Consider the following 20030-nt stretch of genomic DNA (forward strand, 5'->3'; position numbering starts at 1 on the left):
TGTATGATTCCCTATTTAGAAAAGTTAATTTTAGATTCACCCGGTCATTTAATAACCTATGCTGACTTCATGTCCGCAGCCCTCTATCATCCGGAATACGGCTATTATATGAAAGCAAAACAAAAAATAGGCCGCCAAGGAGATTTTATTACTACCAGTAATATTTCTGATGTCTATGGAAGATTGATGGCTAAGTGGTTTGCTGCCCTGTGTAAAAAGACGAAGATTCCCTATTATTTTTGCGAGATTGGTGCCGGTAATGGCCGCTTTGCACATGCATTTTTGCAAGAGTGGACAGCCACGATCAAGACACCCATACAATACATAATCATTGAGACCAGTCCCTATCATCGAATGCTGCAAAAAGAATTGTTAGAACCATTTCCATTCGTTTCTCAATATGAACGTTTAGCTGATTTGAATTCAATGGAGGGGATGATTTTTTCTAATGAGCTTTTTGATGCATTACCGGTCCATGTCATTGAAAAAGAAAATGCCCAGCTGTTTGAAATCATGATTGGGATGAAAGCTGATCAGCTAATTGAACATAAAGTGCCTTTAACAAATCAAGAGATTATTTCTTTTTTGCAGGAAAATCAAATTGATTTACTAGAACGGCAACGGCTGGAGATTCCCCTAGCAATGAACGATATGCTGCAACAAATTGCCTCAGCTTTGATAAGAGGAATAGTGGTGACGGCGGATTATGGTTATACAAGAGAGGAATGGATGGATCCGCGGAGAGCGAGAGGGAGCTTAAGAGGGTTTTATCAGCATCAGCTGATTGATAACGTGCTTCTGCATCCCGGTGAAATGGATATTACCAGCCATATCCATATTGATCATTTGATTCAAAAAGGTAACGACCTCAATCTGCAATTTGTAACAAAGCTGAGACAGGATGAATTTTTGTTAAAAGCCGGAATTTTAAAGGAATTAGAGGATCATTATGACCCGAACCCGTTTTCAGAAGTGAGCAGGCGAAACAGGGCGATTCGCAGCCTAATTATGCCCGGTGGAATCAGTTCCTATTTTCAGATTGTTATCCAGCAAAAAGGATTAAATCATATGAGTGATGCTATTTTGTCATGAAAAAACGCCGGAAATTTATCCGGCGTTTCTTTTAAAACTTACTGTCCACCCAATGGCATCATGAACGTAGTCCAGTATGTGAAGCCCGCAAAGAAAATGGTCAGATAGGCCCCAAACACATACATATACATACGCTCAGAAAGTTTTAGATAGCTTAGCAGGACAAAGAAACCAGTTTGAGCTAAGAAAAGCATGGCTGTTTTATCCATACCACCTAGAAAAAACATGACCGTAAAAATGCCTGTCCAGAAACCACAAACTCTAAACATGCGATCCATATGTATCCCCTCCTTTTACCCTACGATACCATCAATACAATATTATAAAGTAAAAGTCGGCAGAATGTAAATAATGGTTTCGTATTAGTTTGTTACAAGTGCTTGATAGGAGCAAGTTTCGCATCCAGAAATGATATTTTCTTTTTCAACCAATTGGACAGAATCGAATAAGACTTCAAACATGCCCTTGAGGAATTCTTGGTGCATGCTGCAAACTGTTTCGTGCTCTTCTGCCACTTCTTTAAATGGGCAATTAAAAATTTGAAAATAAATTTTTGTTTTATCACCGTTGGCTTCAAATTCAGGGTAGAAGCCAGCTAGGGTAGCAGCATTTTGTAATAAACTTAACTTTTCATCAAAGTTTAATTCATCACTCAGTGATCTTTTTGCCTTTTCTTGTTCAATTAATTCAGCGCCAAATCGTTTCCCTGTTAAAAAAAGCGCCTGCTTTCCAGCCTCTCCAAGTGTTAGCATTGTTTGGATAGCTACCTTTGATAACAACATGTAATCACGGAATGGGAAATGAAGTTGGATCACATCGTCGGATAAACGATATAATCTGCTGGGTCTTCCGCCTTTTCCGGTTTTCTTCGTTTCTGATACAAGCATATTGACATCTTCAAGTTTTGATAGATGCAACCGCGCCACATTCGGGTGGATATTAAAATTATCCGCTACTTCTTGAACTGTCACTTCTTTATGACGTTTCGTAATATACTGATAAATGTAGTATCGTGTTGGATCTGACAAAACGTTAGTAATCTTTAATGTTTGTTCCATCTGTCTCACCTCAGGCCACCTTTAATAATACACATTATAATACAGGAGAAGTAAAGAAGGAATGCGGTTTACAATATTAACACTATATGTTTAGAAAATGTTCACATTTACTGTCGCTAGATTGTAACAATTGGGTGTTAAAATTAGAAAAATGAATCAAAATAACCCCAAGGGTCACAGTTCCCTTGGGATTCTATACACTTTATTTAAAGTTTCTTTTTCGCCTTACTGCGGAATAAAGTACATATGGAAGAATCCCGAACCAGCGGTACCAAAATGACCCTTTCATTTGCTTTCGTTCCAGCCGCTGTCTTTTTCGTTCTTCTCGCGGTTGATCGGCATATTTAACAAGTGTTTGGGTCATATATTTTATATAATCATTCGTTTTCATCAGAAACACCTGCCTTTATGAATACATTAAAAGTATATCCAGGCTTTCTAATCTCAAAACAACCTATTGCAATTCTGTCCATTTTATTAATTTCATCGTTTGCAGATCAAAAACCCCGCTGCCATAAGCCGTTATACCGGAATGAAGTCGAAGAGTGAAATTCACCTTTTGACTGTCACCTGCGGGTAATTCCGTTTTGTAATCCATAACGCCTTCTTGATAGGGTATTTTCCCGTTTTTCGGTATGGACCCTGTTGCTTCAATGGTTTTTTCTATTTTCTTCACCGTGGATAGATAATAATATTCCTGTTGTAAAATGGTTTCGGTTTCATGAGCTACTTTTCGTTCAAATAGTAATCGCCCAACATTCATTGAAAAAAATAGTAAAAAAACAATCAATAGACATAAGGTTAAGGGATAAGTAAATCCTTTCTCATTTTTTTTCATGGGTCCGTCTTCCAATCGACTAATGAAAAGGCAATAACAGAATATTCCTTCCCTAAATTATTTTTAACGGTTACTTTTACAGCATTATTTAATAATTCGAAGGCGTGCTGTGATACATTTTGCAGCACTACTTCATGACCGGTAAAATTTACACGCCTGCGTAAATTCGTTTCGTATTTTTCATAAATAATCGAATCCTTGCCTTTTGTGAGGATCAATTGGCCAGACTCGACTTTTGCCTCGGTTGATAAGCGAATTTCTTTTTTAAACTGGCTGCAAAAAACTTCCCATTCCATCTCCTGCAGTCTGATTTGGTTATCCCGATGATCAAGGATGATTTGAAAAATCGGTGCCAGCAAAAACACAATAATCGAAAAAATAGATAAAGCAAACAGCGCCTCGACTAATGTAAAGGCATTTTCATTCGAGTTTGCCGCAAACTTCAATTTTGCTGTGACGTGTTTTTCCATCAGCGCTTACGCAAACCTCCTTTAGGCCGTTTTCGTTACGATCGTTCCAATGAATTTGGTAATTGACGCCGTTTTGACTAAGCGATCCACTTGTGTAGGCTTGTGAGTCATTGAGTTTTGCCTGAAGTTCTTCATACATGATTTGCCGCGCCTTTTTCTCCATCTCCAGATTTATCGATTGCTCCCTTAGATCGATAAAAAGCGGAATCAAATAGATGCCAATCATGAACACGGCTGCCAAGGATAATAACAGTTCAAGCAAAAAAAATCCTTTATTGTTCTTTAACATAAAAACGCCCCCTGCCAATCAAAAAGGTTAACTTATATTTGTTATTTTTAGTATGAATCAGGATGGAACCAAAATCACTTACATTGCCATTGGGCAGGAATTTGATTGTTAATGGAAGGGAGCCTTCAGTAAGATAGATATTTTTTGAATAGCTTCTTACTAAAAAAGGCGGCAGTTCTGTACGTTCAGAAATTGTGTATTTATATTGGCTAGGGAGAAAAATAATCAAGACCTGATGCTGATGGGCGATTGCATAATTTTGGGCAAAATAGAGGTCTGATTGTAATTGTGTTAAAAATGCCGCTTCTTCCACCACAGAATGCTGTGGTTTTAAGGAAAAGACGGTTACCAAAGAAATAATCATAAAGATGGAGAGGACGAATAATGCCTCGACTAGCGTAAATCCTTTCTGTTTTTCCATTTTAAGAACCAGATGCTTGATTTTTTACCGTGACGTTGCCTTCTCCATCAATGACTATTTCATGACCGTCCGGGCATCCTTGGGTATCTTTTAAGTAACCATCTGATTTTAGATCTTGAAGTGATGGAATTTTATGTTTGTCCATTTGATATGCCTGGACTTCTGCCTCGACCATTTTAACGTAGGCCTCGCAGCCTTTTTTATTGATGTTGGAGTTATGTTTGGCGACGTTTGGAATTGTGATGATTAACAGGATGGAAATGATCAGCATGACGATCATCATTTCGATTAAAGTGAAACCTTTTTCATTCCTGAATAATTTTTTCTTCATTTTCATTACCTCCAGTCATTAAATCCCATCTAATAAATGAAACATGGGTAAAAGAATCGCTAAATACATCGATACAATCAGGAAGCCGATAAGTAAATATAGGATCGGCTGGATGGCTCTTATCCATTTTTCGATCAGCTCCTCCATGACGCTGATACAGTGCCTGCTGAAAAATAATAATTCCTGCTCTAATTTTCCATTCTCTTGACCGTGTTTCACGATCATTGGAAATTCAGATTCTAAGAAGTGGAATGATCCCAAAATTGATTCTAATTTTTCACCGGTGATCAGTTTTCTTTTTATTTCCTTGCCCAGTGCACTGTAAAAAGGCTGTTTTTTATTTTGTTCAAACAAGATCAGCGCTTCGGAAACGGATATTCCAGCGGATAACAGAAAACTTAATTGAATGGAAAAGTAGTGGGTAAACAGCAATTTGAGGATCCTGCCGATAATAGGGAGGCGGGAAAGCAGTGCGCGCTGCTTTAAAATAGGTAATTTTCGGAAGCTGCCATAATAGTAGATTGCTGTTAACAACAGGAGGGCAAGTAGCAATTCCATACCGATCGGAAAATATCGGTCAAAAGCATAGATGACTTTTGTGAAGAAATTCACTTCCAGGCCTAAAGATGAAAATAGACCGGTAAACTTGGGAAGTAAGGTGTTTTGCACAAAGATAAAAAGAAAGCAGGTAATAATGATGAGTAAAATCGGATATTGCAGCATTTTTAATAATCTTTTTAAATCCCGATCTTTTAATAGCGCGAGGCTGCTGCCTTCTTGAAGTGCCTCGGCAAAGCTGCCATGCCGTTCGGCAAAGTAGATATATCCGATTAAGTCTTGATGAAAACCAAGTGCTTGCAGGACCTCATGAAACGGAAGTCCCTTTCGTAATTTTCTTAAACAATCCTGTAATTCCAGCTTTCGATAAGCCGGTAAATGCAAAGAAATCGATTCAATTGCGTCAGCGATTGGATAACCTCTTGCAAGCAGCTCGCCGATTCTTTTTAAGAAACTCGCCTGCTCATGTACCGACCATTTACGTTTCTTCATCATCATACACCAGCCGCTCATATTCAGATTCTTGAATGTAACCTAGCGCAATTCCTTTCTTGATCACTTCTTTTAACGTCTTATATTTTACTTTGACTTGTTCCCCCTTCGCTGCTCTCATCGTTGCGGTTAAATTTCTCCCTGATAAAAGTTCAAATACACTTGCGCGTTTCCATCTGCCGCTTGAATAACAATGTGGTGAACACTCGCCTTCACAATATGGACAAGTCAACTCCACTAATCTTTGAGCCGTAATCGCAATTAATGTTTGCTCTACCTCCAGCCAGTTGATCCCAAATTCATGGAGACGGAATACCGCGCCTCTTGCATCTCGCGTATGCATCGTACTGAGTACCAAATGACCAGTCAACGCAGCTCTTACGGCAATTTTTGCTGTTTCCGCATCCCTGATTTCCCCCACCATAATAATGTCCGGGTCATGACGGAGAATTGCTTTTAAGCCGGCTGCATAGGTAACACCAGCTTTTTCATTCACTTGGACTTGCAGAACGGAATCATAGTTTTTTTCAACCGGGTCTTCGAGCGTAATGACATTACGATGAAAGAGGTGTGCAGTTTCGTTTAATAACGAGTACAAGGTTGTTGTTTTACCGGATCCAGTCGGCCCGGTAAAGATAATCAGGCCATGGGCATGCTTGAGCAGCGCTAATAATTTGCGCGTCATTGCCGGAAAGAGTGAGAGCTGGTGAAAAGGGATTTGTTCCTGCTGCGGTAACAGGCGGATCACGAGGCTTTCGCTGTTGTTCGAAGGAAGTGTGGATAATCTCAGACCGATTAGTTGTCCGTTTACATTGCAAACAATTGCACCGCTTTGCGGGCGTCTGCGTTCACCGATATCCATATTGGCTGTAAATTTAAAGTGGGAAATGAGTTTGTCGCATTCATCTTTTGGAAGTGATAATCGGGGAATGAGTTTGTTGTTTAAACGGATTTGCACGAGTGTATCGGTCTTGCGAGGAATAATGTGAATATCTGTCGCCTGGTTTCTTGCTGCATCTGAAATGATTCGGTCAGCTAACATTTCAATTTCACTTACAATCGGAAACACCACCTTTATTATTTTGTCCTTGTTCTTTATTCGACACTATTCTCCTTTTTCCTTCTTTATTTTTAAAAAAAATAAATTATTTTTGCCGAAATTTTTGTGGTTGATAAAAAAACTAAGGTGTCAGACACCTCTGCAAAGTCTGATTGGTGCCTGACACCGCCTTTAGATCATTTTTTCTGTTAAGTAAAAGAGGCCGCCATTGATGAAAGAGATTTTTATTTTGGGTTCATACTGTTCTTGGAGTGCTTGTTTTTCTGTTTCGTAGTTTTCATTTTCTCCTTCGATATCTTCATAGAAATGATCGAGAAGGCGCAAATCTTGTTCCCAGCGCTGTTTCGCCTCCTCTGCCCATGTATGGTCATCCTCCATAATCAGTGATTTTAGGTATTTTTCAATTCGGACAATGCCGCTTTTGGGCTTGATTAATGGCGATATGGTAAAGGAATAGTCAGGTATCTTAGGTGTTAACGGTATTTGTAACAGACGATCATGAAAATTTTCCACTAGGGCACCATGAATAAGCTGGAGACCAATTGATCGGAACTGATCGCGTTTCCGATCACATTGATAGGAAATTTTCACATTCATGCATAACCAGGGCAATAGCGGTGTCTGCTGTGTTCCTTGCTGATGATTTTCATATAAACGAATATATTTGGCCAAATTTTTAGTAGAGGCAAATATCTGGTGCAGCCGTGGTGAACCAAAATGAATAGATTCCCCTTTAAGATGATTCGGCGCTGCATTATGATCGGTTATCAAAGTCAGCTTCATAGGGTTGGGGATACCACCGGTCTTTTCTAAATAATGCCAATAGAACGGACGATTCATCAGCTCTTTATCCAGTTTGACGGTTAACTGGACCGTTATGTAGCCGGGCTTGTTTTCCAGAATGGGACAATCGTTAGCCTGAAAATATTGTAAAAGAAAGTTATGTATTTCCTGCTGCTGCATGTTGTGATCCTCCCTCCTTCATACTATCGGCAAATTCAATCATCGAAGATAGATTTTCCATCTTGATTCTCATTTCACCTTCTGAACTAGACTCACCAAATATATCAATCAAGTGTTCCTCAATATTCCCAATGCCAAGCTTTGTTAAGATCTCATCCAGTTCGCCAATCACCCGCTCAAATAACTCGATTTTTTCATAAAGCAGTTTTAATATATGTTCTTCAACCGTGTCTTTTATCGCAAAATTATAGATTTTCACATCTTTTTCCTGGCCAAGGCGGTGGATTCGGCCAATCCGCTGTTCCAGCCTCATTGGATTCCAAGGTAAGTCAAAGTTGATAATATGATGGCAAAATTGCAAATTGATTCCCTCACCGCCTGCTTCTGTGGCAATCAACACCTGGGCCTGCTTTTGAAAGAGCTCGCGCATCCAATCCTTCTTACCGCGCTTAAATCCGCCGCGAAAAGGAACAGAGGTGATACCATGTTGTTTTAAGTACCATTGAAGGTACAATTGGGTGGCGCGGTATTCTGTGAAAATGATCACCTTATCATGAATATTTTGGATCAATTCCAACGCTTTATTTGCTTTTGAGTTTGTTTGCACCGCTTCAACTTTTTTGATTAAAAGCTCCATTTGCTGTTGAAAGGCCATTGAAGGGTTTTCCCTTTTCTGGAGCATATTTTTTAATGTATAAAAAACGGCTTCTCTGCTGCTGCAAGCTTCCCGCTGCAGGGTCATCACCGAAAAAGCACTCGTTTGCAGCCAATCGCCTTCATTTTTTAAACTGCAAATGGCTTCATATAATTCCCGTTCGCTTGAACTGAATTCAATCGCAATCGTTTCAACATGCCGCTTCGTCCATTCAATTCCCGTATCCGCACGGCGGTTGCGAATCATGACTTTATTGACTAATTCTTTTAAATGCTGATTATCATTTAAAGAACGGGAATCCCGCTTATATTTTTCATAAAAGGCCGTTTCACTGCCTAAGTGCCCCGGCTTTAGCAGCGAAACAAGGTTAAAAATTTCTTCTACCCTATTTTGAATCGGGGTAGCAGTCAACAGTAAGCAAAACTTCTTTTTAAGATTTTGCACAAATTCGTAGTTTTTTGTCTTATTATTTTTCAGTTTGTGAGCTTCATCGATAATAATTAAGTCATAATCCTGTTGATAAATTATATCCCGATGAGGATTTCGTTTAGCTGTATCAATCGAGGAAACCACCACATCGCATTGCTCCCAAACATAGCTTTTTTTCTGGGTAACAGCTGGGATAAAAAACTTGCTGTTGAGTTCTTGGCCCCATTGGGTGACAAGCGAAGCGGGGACAAGAATTAACACTTTTTTGACTAATCCGCGGATCATGTATTCTTTTAAAATCAGCCCTGCTTCGATTGTTTTTCCTAGTCCGACTTCATCAGCAAGGATTGCTTTGCCATTCATGTTTTCAATGACTTGTTTGGCGGTTTCGACTTGATGGGGAAGAGGGGTTAAATTAGGCAGGTGCTTTGGTGCCTGTAAGCCTTCAAATTCCGGGATGATTAAGTGTTTTTCCGCTTCAATAGCAAGTTTAAAAAGGTTCCAAACTCCCCATGGACCGTCATCGTCTATTTTTTCCAAAAAATCATCCTGCCAGGAGGAATCAAATTCAATTTCTACCTTCATTGTTTTCAGCCTCTTTTCCGAAAAAATGTTTGCTCAATATGCTGCTTAATGGTAGGATGATGTTAGCATTAGAATGTTTAAAATATTTAAAAATAACCTGGAATTTTTATTAGTACATATAGTATGACCCAATTGGAAAATTTTATATATGCGAATGACAACAAGGGGAGAGACTACTTTTGTAGCGCCGAAGGAGCAAGCAATTCTTGTGAATCTCTCAGGCAAAAGAACTCTTGTTTGACGCAACTCTGGAGAGTGCTGCTTTAAGCAGCTACCCAAGGGGAAAGCCATTTAGGTTAAACTTTCAGGTAAAAGGACAGAGACTCCCTTATTTAAATAAAGGGGGAACTCTGTCTTTTTTTGGCTAAAGATCTATTGAATAGGGTAATTATCTCTTTTATAAGAGGTTATTTCATTATACGATCATCGAAAAAAGGGGGATTTCATGATGGCAGAATTAAAACGTACTCCGCTGTTTCCTGTTTATAAGGAATACGGAGGAAAAACGATCGACTTTGGCGGCTGGGAGCTTCCTGTCCAATTTTCCAGCATTAAAGAAGAACATGAAGCTGTCCGCGCCAGAGCTGGTTTATTTGATGTTTCTCATATGGGGGAAATTGAGGTCAAGGGTTCTGACAGCTTAGCTTATTTACAGAAGATGATGACAAACGATATTTCTAAGGTGAATAATGGTGCTGCACAATATACAGCAATGTGTTATGAAACCGGCGGAACAGTTGACGACCTGCTTGTCTACAAATTGGAAGATGAACACTACCTTCTGGTTGTTAATGCTGCAAATCTGGAAAAAGATTACGAGTGGCTTAATAAGCATTTGGAAGGTAATGTGACGCTCAAGAACCTATCTGAAACCACTGCTCAGGTAGCCCTTCAAGGACCTCTGGCAGAGAAAGTTCTTCAAAAGCTGACGACATCGGAATTAAACACCATCGGCTTTTTCAAGTTTCGCCAAAACGTTGACATCGCTGGGAAAAATGCACTTGTTTCCAGAACTGGTTACACCGGAGAAGACGGCTTTGAGGTTTATTGCGACGCCAATGACGTGGTTGAAATTTGGCACGCCATTCTGGCAGCGGGTAAGGAGGAAGGGGTTGTCCCGTGCGGCTTAGGTGCCCGGGATACGTTGCGATTTGAAGCCAACTTACCACTTTATGGTCAAGAACTATCAGCGGAAATTTCCCCGCTTGAGGCCGGCATTGGGTTTGCCGTGAAGTTAAATAAAGCAACCGATTTTATTGGCAAAGCCGCCTTGGTGAAACAAAAAGAAAACGGTCTGTCAAGAAAAATTGTCGGGATTGAAATGATTGACCGCGGTATCCCGCGTCACGGTTACGCTGTCTATAAAGACGAGGAGCGGATTGGCGAGGTTACTACCGGAACTCAGTCACCAACTTTAAAGAAAAATATTGGGCTTGTTCTGATCTCTTCGGAGTATGCGCAGCTTGATACTGAAATAGAAGTGGAAATTCGTGGGAAAAGATTAAGAGCCAAAATCATTTCAACACCTTTTTATAAAAGGGAAAAGAAATAACAGAAGGGGGCAGAAGCATGAAACATCGTTATTTACCAATGACTGAACAAGATCAAAAGGATATGCTTGAAACCATTGGTGTTTCCAGTATCGATGACCTATTCAGCGATATTCCGGAAAAAGTTAAATTCAAGGGGCAATACAATATTAAGCCGGCTAAATCTGAGACGGGTTTAATGAAAGAACTGTTTAAGCTGGCCAAGCGGAATGCCGATCTAAAAGAAAATGTCTCATTCCTCGGAGCCGGGGTTTACGACCATTATATTCCAGTGATTGTCGACCATGTTCTCTCAAGGTCTGAATTTTATACGGCATATACACCATATCAGCCGGAAATCTCGCAAGGGGAGCTTCAAGCTATTTTTGAATTCCAAACGATGATCTGTGAATTAACCGGAATGGAAGTGGCGAATTCCTCGATGTATGATGGCGGCACTGCCCTTGCCGAAGCGGCGATGTTAAGCGCAGGCCATACAAAGCGCAAAACGATCGTTGTTTCCAGCGCTGTTCATCCGGAATATCGTGATGTTTTAAAAACATATGCAAAGGGTCAATATCTTGATGTGGTTGAAGTTCCCGTTAACAATGGGATAACAGATGTAGAGGCGTTAAAGAAATTGGTCAAAAGGGATGTTGCTGCAGTAATCCTTCAATATCCCAACTTTTTCGGAAGAATTGAGCCGTTAAAAGAACTGGAGGAAGTGATCCACGAACATAAAGCGCTGTTTGTTGTTTCTTCCAATCCATTATCATTAGGAGTGTTAACACCTCCTGGCAAGTTTGGTGCGGATATCGTTGTTGGCGATGCTCAGCCTCTCGGAATTCCAACCGCTTTCGGCGGTCCGCATTGCGGATATTTTGCCGTCACCAGCAAGTTAATGCGCAAGGTTCCAGGACGCCTTGTCGGCCAGACAACGGATGAAGCAGGGCGTCGCGGCTTTGTATTGACGCTTCAGGCACGGGAGCAGCATATCCGTCGTGATAAGGCAACATCTAATATCTGTTCCAACCAAGCGTTAAATGCCCTGGCTGCTGCTGTTGCCATGACTGCACTTGGCAAAAAAGGGATTCGCGAAATCGCCGCTGCCAACCTGCAAAAGGCCCACTACGCCAAAAATGCTTTTAAACAAGCCGGCTTTGAAGTAGTATATGATGGCCATAGCTTTAATGAATTTGTGATTAAGTTAAATCGTCCGGTTAAAGAAATCAATCAAAAACTGTTGCACAAAGGGATCATTGGCGGTTATGATTTAGGCCGTGATTATCCCGATTTGGTTCATCACATGTTAATTGCTGTGACAGAGCAAAGAACGAAGGAAGAGATTGATACTTTAGTAAGAGAATTGGGGGATATGCATGCATAATCAAGATCAGAAGCTGATTTTTGAACTTAGCACACCGGGCCGAATTGGATACAGTCTTCCGGAAATGGATGTTCCGGAAACAGAGCTAAATGGTCTTCTTCCTGAAGGTTATCTGCGTGAAGAAGAGCCTAATCTTCCAGAGGTATCTGAACTTGATATCATGCGTCACTATACCGCTCTATCAAAAAGAAATCACGGCTTGGATTCAGGCTTTTATCCATTAGGCTCCTGTACCATGAAATACAATCCAAAAATCAATGAAAATGTTGCCCGCTTGAACGGGTTTGCCCATATTCATCCGCTTCAGGATGAGAGCTCTGTCCAAGGGGCGCTTGAACTGATGTATGATCTGCAGCAGCACTTGAAAGAAATTACCGGCATGGACGAGGTAACATTGCAACCGGCTGCCGGTGCCCATGGAGAATGGACTGGTTTAATGTTAATTCGGGCTTACCATGAAGCAAATGGGGATATGGAGCGTACAAAAGTGATTATCCCTGACTCGGCACACGGAACCAACCCTGCTTCCGCCACGGTAGCCGGATTTGAAACGATTACCGTTAAATCTAACGACAAGGGCCTTGTGGACTTGGAGGATTTGCGCAGGGTCGTGGGTGAAGATACCGCCGCATTAATGCTGACCAATCCCAATACGCTTGGATTATTTGAAGAGCATATTGTTGAAATTGCCGAGATTGTCCACGCCGCTGGAGGAAAGGTGTATTATGACGGGGCGAACTTGAACGCTGTTCTTTCAAAAGCAAGACCCGGGGACATGGGCTTTGATGTCGTTCACTTAAACCTTCATAAAACCTTTACCGGTCCACATGGCGGTGGAGGTCCTGGTTCAGGCCCTGTAGGCGTTAAGGCTGACTTGATTCCATTTCTCCCTAAACCGCTTGTAACAAAACAGGGGGAACAGTACGTGCTTGATTATGACCGTCCGCAATCCATCGGCCGGGTAAAGCCTTTTTATGGGAACTTCGGCATTAACGTTCGTGCCTATACGTATATTCGTTCAATGGGACCTGACGGATTGAAGGCTGTCACTGAATATGCGGTGTTAAATGCCAACTATATGATGAGAAGGCTGGCTGACTATTACGATCTGCCATTTGACAGACATTGTAAGCATGAGTTTGTGCTAAGCGGCAGGCGTCAGAAAAAATTGGGGGTCCGGACGCTGGATATTGCCAAACGTTTGTTAGACTTTGGTTATCATCCGCCAACCATTTACTTCCCATTAAATGTGGAAGAATGTATCATGATTGAACCGACTGAAACGGAATCGAAAGAAACACTTGATTCCTTTATTGAGGCGATGATTCAAATTGCCAAAGAAGCAGAGGAAAATCCAGAAATTGTTCAAGAGGCACCACATACAACGGTTGTCGGCCGACTAGATGAAACAACTGCAGCCCGGAAGCCAATTTTGCGCTACCAAGCATAAGGCATAATAAAGGACTCCATACACAGAGGGCATTGAAAAAGTCCTCCTGATTAATGAAAAATAGCTATAATATTGGAATCAACAAAGTTCTTTTATCTGTGTCAAATTAAAAAAGAGGTATAATTTCTCATTTTTGTGAGGATTATACCTTTTTTGTTGTATAATTAAGGTATCAATTTGAAACGGGAGGCTATGATACAAAATCAAAAAGTAATGATTTTCAGTCCATATATGGATCTTTATAATTTAGGTGTTTCAAAAGAATAATTTCAATTCTGCTTGGATTTCGGACCACGATATTAAATGCTAGTACTTTATTTGGTCTTGTGATCACGTCTGTTTTTCTCTCTAAGTTTTCAGCAGCATGGAGCACTTTATCGACAGCCTCCTTGCTCATCGTTTTTTCTTTGATCCTATCGTATCTATATAAGCAAAAAAAGAGGGTGAAAATATGTTGTACGATGGATACAACCAACAAACAGTCGGAATAGTTAATGCTTTTTCCTCAGGACATCTATTAGGTCCTGCATTCAGAGCGCGTGGTGTCCAAGTAGTTCATGTGACCAACCGAAATGCAGCATTATACTCTCAGATTGCTACTTTTCATTCACATGACTTTCGTGCGTCTTTAGACTTCGCAGGTGATGTTTCTGAAACTGCAAGAAATCTTTCAGTGTGGCGAGTACGTCATGTAGTCGCTGGGACAAAAAGTGGGCAAACGGGATGAACTATTGCTTAGGCATTCCTCGTTATTCTCAACGTTTTGAACCCGGTGAATGGCCGGCGGGCGTTCTTTGTGCAGGAAAGGGCTCAGATTATTGGGGTGATAGAGCTTGTGGTCTTGCGTGTCTTCGCATGATTTTAGCCTATTTTGGAAAGCCTGTTCCCTCTCAGTATGAATTACTAGTGGAAGGGCTACAACGAAATGCATATTCCCCTAAAGGATGGATACATAAGGGACTTGCTGAGCTCGGCGAGAGTTACAGTTTGAGATCAGCTCCCATTGTAATTAAAAATGGGAATCAGCTGGAACAAATACTGAAAACCACAGGACCAGTTATCACCTCGGTAACCCATACTTTTCCTGAAGACGGAAGACGGGGGGGACATCTTGTTGTCGTATGCGGACGGCATACGGAGTTGGAGCCCACTATTACTTTCCGTGACCCTTCGCGATGGGGGGCAAGCCATAGTACTGTAACTGAGAAAAGATTTTTTAGTAGTTTTACTGGGCGAGGTCTCCACTTCTCCCTGGGTTCATAACGAATTTTATTGTGAACGTGATTACGTTTGGAAAGTGGGTATTTAATGGGAAGAAATAGTAAGACCGAACTATAAAAAGGGGCTGTCCTAAAAATGTTAAAGGATACCCCTCATTTTCAAGAACTAGAAGATGTCAAGAGAGCCGCTTAATCTTAATGATCAATTATTTTTTTGCTTTAATCTTGCCTGTCCACTTTTTAAATCCGCCTTGCAGTTGGGTTAGATCTTTATAGCCTTTTTTGTATAAAAATTGCGCCGCTCGGGCACTGCGCATCCCACTTTGGCAATATAAATAAACCGGGAGGTCTGGACGAATTTCCTTCATTCGCATTTTGAGCTGTGACATTGGAATGTTGCGTGCTCCTAAAATATGACCGGCATCAAACTCGTTTGGTTCACGAACATCGATGAGCTGTGCCTTTCTATACCCTTTTCGGAACTCCTCTTCGGTAACCGTCTTAACGATTTTCTTTTGATAGAAATAATTGAAAACGGTGTAAATAATGAGGGCGGCCAAAATAATTAATAAAACATAGAATGAACTCAATTTTTTTTCTCCTTTCAAGCATTACTACACTAGTTTTTATTATATAAGTCATTCTCCTAAAGATAAAGAACAATGATGAAAAATAATGTGGGTAAAATTATACCAAATACAAGATATTTTGCTTTAGCTTCTATTTTTGATAGACTAAAAAACGAAAAAAATTTGGGTAAACGGGGTTTTTGGATGGGAAAAGAAATTTGGTATTTTATTGATTCAGGAAGCTGTTCACCAGCTTTTAATATGGCCTTGGATGAAGCTTTACTTAACTGGCACAGTGAAGGAAAAATACCGCCGGTGATCCGCTTTTACGGGTGGAATCCGGCAACCCTATCAATTGGTTATTTTCAAAAGGTTGACAAGGAAATAGACATGGATGCTGTTAAACGATATCGACTTGGTTTTGTCAGAAGGCCAACCGGCGGTAGGGGTGTCCTCCATGAGCATGAGCTTACATATAGTGTCGTTGTATCGGAGGAGCATCCCAATATGCCTAAGACAGTAACAGAGGCCTACCGGGTCATTTCCGAAGGGATCTTAAAAGGTTTTCATTATTTGGGTTTAGAAGCCTATTTTGCCGTTCCAAAAACAATGGAAGAACGGGATGCACTGGAAAATCCACGATCAGCGGTTTGCTTTGATGCGCCGAGCTGGTATGAGCTTGTCGTTGAAGGCAGGAAGGTTGCCGGTAGTGCACAAACAAGGCAAAAGGGCGTTATTCTTCAGCATGGTTCCATCCTACTGGACTTAGATGAGGATAAGCTATTCAGTTTATTCAAATATCCAAGTAAGCGGATAAAGGAGCGAATGAAACGATCGTTTAAGGATAAGGCAGTTCCGATCAACGAAATCAGTCCAAGAAAAATTTCATTGGAGGAAGCAAAGCAAGCCTTCTCCAAAGGTTTTACCGAAGGGCTAAATATTGATCTTGAACCATTTCAACTATCTGAAAAAGAATTAGATTATGTTCATAGCCTGGCGCATAATCGCTATGAATCGGATGACTGGAATTTTAGAAGATAGGTATGGTATGATGAACGGCGTTTGCCGTTTTTTTATGTTTTTATGTAAAAAAAGAATCAACCTGCGAAATTTGTTAAATTTCGTCGTTTTTGGTAAATAACTTTGATAAAGCTTTTATTTTCTCTGAAATCTATTTAATTTTGAGTTTGACAAAATGAATGTTTTTTGCTCGACATACAATATATAGTGGCTATTTAAATTTATTTAACACAATATATTGATTTTTTCCGAGCTAATATGGTACGTTATGTATATCAAAGCAACTAGATATGCAAAATCAGACGAGAATCTAACAGGAAACAATAGATTTTATTTTTAGAAGGAGTTGTTCTCATGTCTGTTGTGTTTAGACAAAAATTGAATATTGATTTTGAAAGGTTGAATGAGGATATCCGTTTATTTCCTCAGGTACATCCGATTACCCCGGATATGAAAATAACCCACAAGGGTGTATCAAGATTAGTCATGTTGGATCGTTACACCTTTAAAGATACTGAAAAAATAACCCTTTCGAATGGCGATTTTGTTGTTTTAACGGTAAAAGAGGACCCAAAATTTCCGGCACGAGGTTTAGGAACGATCTTGGAAATCGATTGGGAAAAGAAAAAAGCCAAAGTTTTGATTGAAGAGGAATTCAGAGGAGTGTTGGATGATCCGGAAGAAGCCAAAACAGGAGTTATTTTGCGGTCGTTTGACGTGATTGAAAAACCGCTCGAGCTCTTCTATGAACAGATTGCCCGGCGTGTGGCTACAGGCCTTGCTGCGGTTGAGGAAACCGAAGAGAAGCGGAAAGAATGGACCGAGAAGTTCTATCAAGAGCTTGTCAGTTTGAACTTTATTCCGGCAGGACGCGTTCTTTATGGTGCTGGGGCTGACACCGAAGTAACCTATTTTAACTGTTATGTCATGCCTTTTGTTGCCGATTCACGTGAAGGAATTTCCGACCACCGGAAACAGGTCATGGAAATTATGAGCCGCGGCGGCGGTGTCGGCACAAACGGCTCAACACTGCGGCCAAGAAACACACTAGCCCGCGGCGTAAACGGCAAGTCATCCGGCTCGGTATCCTGGCTCGATGACATCGCAAAACTAACGCACTTGGTTGAGCAGGGTGGAAGTCGCAGGGGTGCGCAAATGATTATGCTGGCGGACTGGCATCCGGATATTATTGAATTTATTATTTCGAAGATGCAAAATCCGAGAATTTTACGGTTTTTAATTGAACACACGAATGATGATACCATTAAAAAGCTGGCAAAGGATAAGTTGAAATTTACACCGTTGACAGAGAAGGAAAGAGAGATGTATGAAGGAATTGTCCGTTACAAGGACTTTCCTGGAAATGGTGGCTTTTCTGAAGAAATTATCGAAGAAGCTGAAGAAAAACTGAAGGACGGAGGAAATTATTCTGTCCACAACCCGGAATTCCTGACAGGCGCAAACATCTCGGTTTGCCTGACGAAAGAATTTATGGAAGCCGTTGAAAATGATGGTGAATATGAACTTCGTTTCCCATATGTCGAACAATACGATGACGCGGAAATGAAGATTTATAATGAAGAATGGCACCAAATCGGCGATGTCCGAGAATGGGAAAAACTCGGACACAAAGTCCGTGTTTACAAGAAGATTAAGGCAACGGAACTGTGGAACTTAATTAACATTTGTGCTACCTACTCAGCAGAACCAGGGATCTTCTTTATTGATAATGCCAACGACATGACGAATGCCAAAGCATACGGACAACAAGTCGTCGCAACAAATCCGTGTGGTGAACAACCACTCGCACCATTTTCAGTCTGCAACCTTGCTGCTGTGAATCTGGCAGAAATGGCAGACAAGGAAAAGAAAACGGTAAATTACGAGAAATTAAAGAAGACTGTAGCCGTTGGAGTCCGTATGCAGGATAACGTCATCAACGCTACACCTTACTTCTTAGAGGAAAACAAAAAGCAAGCGCTAGGTGAGCGCCGTGTTGGTCTTGGTGTCATGGGCTTACATGACCTGTTAATCTATTGCGAAACGGAGTACGGCTCACCTGAGGGTAATAAACTGGTTGATCAAGTATTTGAAACCATTGCGACGACAGCATACCGTACTTCGATTGAATTGGCAAAAGAGAAAGGAAGCTTCCCATTCTTAACAGGTGAAACTCCAGATGAAACAAACCGCTTACGCCAAGCATTTATCGAAACAGGATATATGAAAAAGATGCCGGAAGATATTCGTCAAGCGATTTTGGAAAATGGGATTAGAAATTCCCATTTGCTAACCGTTGCTCCAACTGGAAGTACTGGTACAATGGTTGGCGTTTCCACAGGACTGGAACCATATTTTTCCTTTTCTTACTTCCGCAGCGGTCGTCTCGGAAAGTTTATCGAAGTAAAGGCCGATATCGTACAAGAATACTTAGACCGCCATCCGGAAGCGGATCCCGAAAACCTGCCAAAATGGTTTGTAACGGCAATGGAGCTGTCTCCGGAAGCACATGCTGATGTTCAATGTGTCATCCAGCGCTGGATTGACAGTTCAATTAGTAAGACGGTTAACGCACCAAAAGGATACAGTGTGGAACAGGTTGAAAAAGTTTACCAACGCTTATATCGCGGCGGTGCCAAGGGCGGTACAGTTTATGTTGATGGATCGCGTGATACTCAGGTATTAACTCTGAAGGCAGAAGAAAACACCAATGAGCAATTATCAATCTTTGACGAGAAGGAGATGCAGCATGTCGTACTAGTCGATACGATTACCGACCTTCGTTCGACAGATGTAACAATTGGCTCTGAGGTGGGCAATACATGCCCTGTCTGCCGCAAAGGAGAAGTCGAGGAAATTGGCGGCTGTAATACCTGCACGAACTGTGGTGCACAACTAAAATGCGGTTTATAAGATAGTGAAATGTGTGGAGAATGTAGCTTTGAAATAAAGTTGCGGTGTTAATAAAAAAGTTGCGAAGAAACACCTCTTTGGATATGCTAAAGGGGTGTTTTTTTATATCGAAAAGAATGAGAACATCTAAAAGAACACAGCATTAAAATGATTAAACTCTATTACAAAACTACTAAAGGGATATATGATATGATAAGAATTACTATTTTGGATGAAGATCATTCACTTGACGATATAAAAAGGGGTGAGATGCACTGGTCGAATATATGTGAGTTTGATGCATTGATTGAATTTGATTATGATAATCAAAATATTTGTGAATTTTATACCATGCATCATTTTATGTTATTACAAGATATGAGTGAAGCAATTTTGAATTTGCTTACAAAAGGGAAACAAGTGAGTTTTAGAGATTATGGGTATACTTATAATAAGCAACTTACTTTCAAAATGATTGATGAAGATGTGCATATTATGGTTTACCCTCAAAAAGAAAAAAACTCTGTTATTGTCTCACCTAAAGTTTTAGCATTAGATTTTTTAAGAGCATTAAAAGAAATACAAAATTTGTATTGCTCTTACAGAACTGATAATCTAAATGATAATGAGTTGAATGTTTTAAGAGAATATATAAAAAAAATAACTAAAACAGTAAGTCAAGTTAGTTAAAAAATGGAGGTAGGAATGAGAATATATCTTAT

General features: G+C 40.5%; 22 protein-coding genes and 1 riboswitch. Of the genes, 8 read left to right on the plus strand and 14 right to left on the minus strand.

Annotation, left to right across the window (positions count from 1 at the left end):
• The first annotated feature begins 3 nt into the window (after positions 1–3).
• Positions 4–1092: a class I SAM-dependent methyltransferase gene (locus JK635_RS04050; protein WP_202652599.1), complete on the plus strand. Its 1089-nt coding sequence runs from the start codon at positions 4–6 to the stop codon at positions 1090–1092.
• Positions 1093–1130: 38 nt separating this feature from the next.
• On the opposite strand, the gene JK635_RS04055 is transcribed toward JK635_RS04050, so the two are convergent.
• From JK635_RS04055 to JK635_RS04110, 12 genes are all read right to left on the minus strand, one after another.
• On the minus strand, positions 1131–1370 hold the full coding sequence (locus tag JK635_RS04055) for a DUF2626 domain-containing protein (protein WP_202652601.1): 240 nt from the start codon (positions 1368–1370) through the stop codon (positions 1131–1133).
• Positions 1371–1454: 84 nt separating this feature from the next.
• Positions 1455–2150, minus strand: coding sequence for a helix-turn-helix transcriptional regulator (locus tag JK635_RS04060; protein WP_202652736.1), 696 nt, complete (start codon positions 2148–2150; stop codon positions 1455–1457).
• Between the two features lie 202 nt (positions 2151–2352).
• Positions 2353–2541, minus strand: coding sequence for a YqzE family protein (locus JK635_RS04065; RefSeq protein ID WP_202652603.1), 189 nt, complete (start codon positions 2539–2541; stop codon positions 2353–2355).
• A 63-nt stretch (positions 2542–2604) separates the two neighbouring features.
• Positions 2605–2988, minus strand: coding sequence for a competence type IV pilus minor pilin ComGG (gene comGG, locus JK635_RS04070; protein WP_202652605.1), 384 nt, complete (start codon positions 2986–2988; stop codon positions 2605–2607).
• Complete coding sequence (gene comGF, locus JK635_RS04075; RefSeq protein WP_202652607.1) at positions 2985–3458, minus strand: competence type IV pilus minor pilin ComGF; 474 nt, start codon at positions 3456–3458, stop codon at positions 2985–2987. The genes comGG and comGF overlap by 4 nt, the downstream gene beginning before the upstream one ends.
• A complete protein-coding gene (locus tag JK635_RS04080; RefSeq protein ID WP_202652609.1) occupies positions 3409–3747 on the minus strand; it encodes a hypothetical protein in 339 nt (112 codons plus the stop codon). Before JK635_RS04080 ends, comGF begins: the two co-directional genes overlap by 50 nt.
• Complete coding sequence (comGD, locus tag JK635_RS04085) at positions 3731–4168, minus strand: competence type IV pilus minor pilin ComGD (RefSeq protein WP_202652611.1); 438 nt, start codon at positions 4166–4168, stop codon at positions 3731–3733. Before comGD ends, JK635_RS04080 begins: the two co-directional genes overlap by 17 nt.
• Before the next feature lies 1 nt (position 4169).
• The gene (gene comGC, locus JK635_RS04090; RefSeq protein ID WP_202652613.1) at positions 4170–4499 is read right to left on the minus strand and encodes a competence type IV pilus major pilin ComGC; all 330 of its coding nucleotides are present in this window, start codon (positions 4497–4499) and stop codon (positions 4170–4172) included.
• A gap of 18 nt (positions 4500–4517) precedes the next feature.
• Positions 4518–5555, minus strand: coding sequence for a competence type IV pilus assembly protein ComGB (gene comGB, locus JK635_RS04095; RefSeq protein WP_306792901.1), 1038 nt, complete (start codon positions 5553–5555; stop codon positions 4518–4520).
• Positions 5536–6591, minus strand: coding sequence for a competence type IV pilus ATPase ComGA (gene comGA, locus JK635_RS04100; protein ID WP_202652738.1), 1056 nt, complete (start codon positions 6589–6591; stop codon positions 5536–5538). Before comGA ends, comGB begins: the two co-directional genes overlap by 20 nt.
• 189 nt (positions 6592–6780) lie before the next feature.
• Positions 6781–7572: a YqhG family protein gene (locus JK635_RS04105; protein WP_202652615.1), complete on the minus strand. Its 792-nt coding sequence runs from the start codon at positions 7570–7572 to the stop codon at positions 6781–6783.
• Positions 7550–9241, minus strand: a complete 1692-nt coding sequence (locus JK635_RS04110) for a DEAD/DEAH box helicase (RefSeq protein ID WP_202652617.1) — start codon at positions 9239–9241, stop codon at positions 7550–7552. The genes JK635_RS04105 and JK635_RS04110 overlap by 23 nt, the downstream gene beginning before the upstream one ends.
• A gap of 154 nt (positions 9242–9395) precedes the next feature.
• Positions 9396–9484: riboswitch (glycine riboswitch) on the plus strand.
• Between the two features lie 205 nt (positions 9485–9689).
• On the opposite strand from JK635_RS04110, the gene gcvT reads away from it, so the two are divergent.
• From gcvT to gcvPB, 3 genes are read left to right on the plus strand one after another with little or no spacing between them, the layout of a single operon-like run.
• Complete coding sequence (gene gcvT, locus JK635_RS04115) at positions 9690–10793, plus strand: glycine cleavage system aminomethyltransferase GcvT (protein ID WP_202652741.1); 1104 nt, start codon at positions 9690–9692, stop codon at positions 10791–10793.
• A 17-nt stretch (positions 10794–10810) separates the two neighbouring features.
• A complete protein-coding gene (gcvPA, locus tag JK635_RS04120) occupies positions 10811–12157 on the plus strand; it encodes an aminomethyl-transferring glycine dehydrogenase subunit GcvPA (protein WP_202652619.1) in 1347 nt (448 codons plus the stop codon).
• Positions 12150–13607, plus strand: a complete 1458-nt coding sequence (gene gcvPB, locus JK635_RS04125) for an aminomethyl-transferring glycine dehydrogenase subunit GcvPB (protein WP_202652621.1) — start codon at positions 12150–12152, stop codon at positions 13605–13607. The genes gcvPA and gcvPB overlap by 8 nt, the downstream gene beginning before the upstream one ends.
• A 220-nt stretch (positions 13608–13827) precedes the next feature.
• On the opposite strand, the gene JK635_RS04130 is transcribed toward gcvPB, so the two are convergent.
• Positions 13828–14004, minus strand: coding sequence for a hypothetical protein (locus JK635_RS04130; protein WP_202652623.1), 177 nt, complete (start codon positions 14002–14004; stop codon positions 13828–13830).
• 326 nt (positions 14005–14330) lie between these two features.
• Between JK635_RS04130 and JK635_RS24950 the strand changes: the two genes are divergently transcribed.
• On the plus strand, positions 14331–14870 hold the full coding sequence (locus JK635_RS24950) for a C39 family peptidase (RefSeq protein WP_202652625.1): 540 nt from the start codon (positions 14331–14333) through the stop codon (positions 14868–14870).
• Between the two features lie 163 nt (positions 14871–15033).
• Here JK635_RS24950 and JK635_RS04140 read toward each other — a convergent pair whose 3' ends face one another.
• Positions 15034–15417: a rhodanese-like domain-containing protein gene (locus JK635_RS04140; RefSeq protein ID WP_202652627.1), complete on the minus strand. Its 384-nt coding sequence runs from the start codon at positions 15415–15417 to the stop codon at positions 15034–15036.
• Positions 15418–15600: 183 nt separating this feature from the next.
• Between JK635_RS04140 and JK635_RS04145 the strand changes: the two genes are divergently transcribed.
• From JK635_RS04145 to JK635_RS04155, 3 genes are all read left to right on the plus strand, one after another.
• Positions 15601–16437, plus strand: a complete 837-nt coding sequence (locus tag JK635_RS04145; RefSeq protein WP_202652629.1) for a lipoate--protein ligase family protein — start codon at positions 15601–15603, stop codon at positions 16435–16437.
• A gap of 333 nt (positions 16438–16770) precedes the next feature.
• A complete protein-coding gene (locus JK635_RS04150; protein ID WP_202652630.1) occupies positions 16771–19329 on the plus strand; it encodes a vitamin B12-dependent ribonucleotide reductase in 2559 nt (852 codons plus the stop codon).
• Positions 19330–19518: 189 nt separating this feature from the next.
• Positions 19519–19998, plus strand: coding sequence for a hypothetical protein (locus tag JK635_RS04155; protein WP_202652632.1), 480 nt, complete (start codon positions 19519–19521; stop codon positions 19996–19998).
• Positions 19999–20030: the final 32 nt, after the last annotated feature.

The sequence above is a fragment of the Neobacillus paridis genome (genome assembly GCF_016765675.1).
Taxonomy (GTDB): Bacteria; Bacillota; Bacilli; order Bacillales; family Cytobacillaceae; genus Neobacillus; species Neobacillus paridis.

Coding starts and splice junctions, on each gene's coding strand:
- JK635_RS04050 (WP_202652599.1), top strand. CDS start 4: ATGATTCCCTATTTAGAAAAGTTAATTTTAGATTCACCCGGTCATTTA.
- JK635_RS04055 (WP_202652601.1), bottom strand. CDS start 1,370: ATGGATCGCATGTTTAGAGTTTGTGGTTTCTGGACAGGCATTTTTACG.
- JK635_RS04060 (WP_202652736.1), bottom strand. CDS start 2,150: ATGGAACAAACATTAAAGATTACTAACGTTTTGTCAGATCCAACACGA.
- JK635_RS04065 (WP_202652603.1), bottom strand. CDS start 2,541: ATGAAAACGAATGATTATATAAAATATATGACCCAAACACTTGTTAAA.
- comGG (WP_202652605.1), bottom strand. CDS start 2,988: ATGAAAAAAAATGAGAAAGGATTTACTTATCCCTTAACCTTATGTCTA.
- comGF (WP_202652607.1), bottom strand. CDS start 3,458: ATGGAAAAACACGTCACAGCAAAATTGAAGTTTGCGGCAAACTCGAAT.
- JK635_RS04080 (WP_202652609.1), bottom strand. CDS start 3,747: ATGTTAAAGAACAATAAAGGATTTTTTTTGCTTGAACTGTTATTATCC.
- comGD (WP_202652611.1), bottom strand. CDS start 4,168: ATGGAAAAACAGAAAGGATTTACGCTAGTCGAGGCATTATTCGTCCTC.
- comGC (WP_202652613.1), bottom strand. CDS start 4,499: ATGAAGAAAAAATTATTCAGGAATGAAAAAGGTTTCACTTTAATCGAA.
- comGB (WP_306792901.1), bottom strand. CDS start 5,555: ATGATGATGAAGAAACGTAAATGGTCGGTACATGAGCAGGCGAGTTTC.
- comGA (WP_202652738.1), bottom strand. CDS start 6,591: ATGTTAGCTGACCGAATCATTTCAGATGCAGCAAGAAACCAGGCGACA.
- JK635_RS04105 (WP_202652615.1), bottom strand. CDS start 7,572: ATGCAGCAGCAGGAAATACATAACTTTCTTTTACAATATTTTCAGGCT.
- JK635_RS04110 (WP_202652617.1), bottom strand. CDS start 9,241: ATGAAGGTAGAAATTGAATTTGATTCCTCCTGGCAGGATGATTTTTTG.
- gcvT (WP_202652741.1), top strand. CDS start 9,690: ATGGCAGAATTAAAACGTACTCCGCTGTTTCCTGTTTATAAGGAATAC.
- gcvPA (WP_202652619.1), top strand. CDS start 10,811: ATGAAACATCGTTATTTACCAATGACTGAACAAGATCAAAAGGATATG.
- gcvPB (WP_202652621.1), top strand. CDS start 12,150: ATGCATAATCAAGATCAGAAGCTGATTTTTGAACTTAGCACACCGGGC.
- JK635_RS04130 (WP_202652623.1), bottom strand. CDS start 14,004: ATGAGCAAGGAGGCTGTCGATAAAGTGCTCCATGCTGCTGAAAACTTA.
- JK635_RS24950 (WP_202652625.1), top strand. CDS start 14,331: ATGAACTATTGCTTAGGCATTCCTCGTTATTCTCAACGTTTTGAACCC.
- JK635_RS04145 (WP_202652629.1), top strand. CDS start 15,601: ATGGGAAAAGAAATTTGGTATTTTATTGATTCAGGAAGCTGTTCACCA.
- JK635_RS04150 (WP_202652630.1), top strand. CDS start 16,771: ATGTCTGTTGTGTTTAGACAAAAATTGAATATTGATTTTGAAAGGTTG.
- JK635_RS04155 (WP_202652632.1), top strand. CDS start 19,519: ATGATAAGAATTACTATTTTGGATGAAGATCATTCACTTGACGATATA.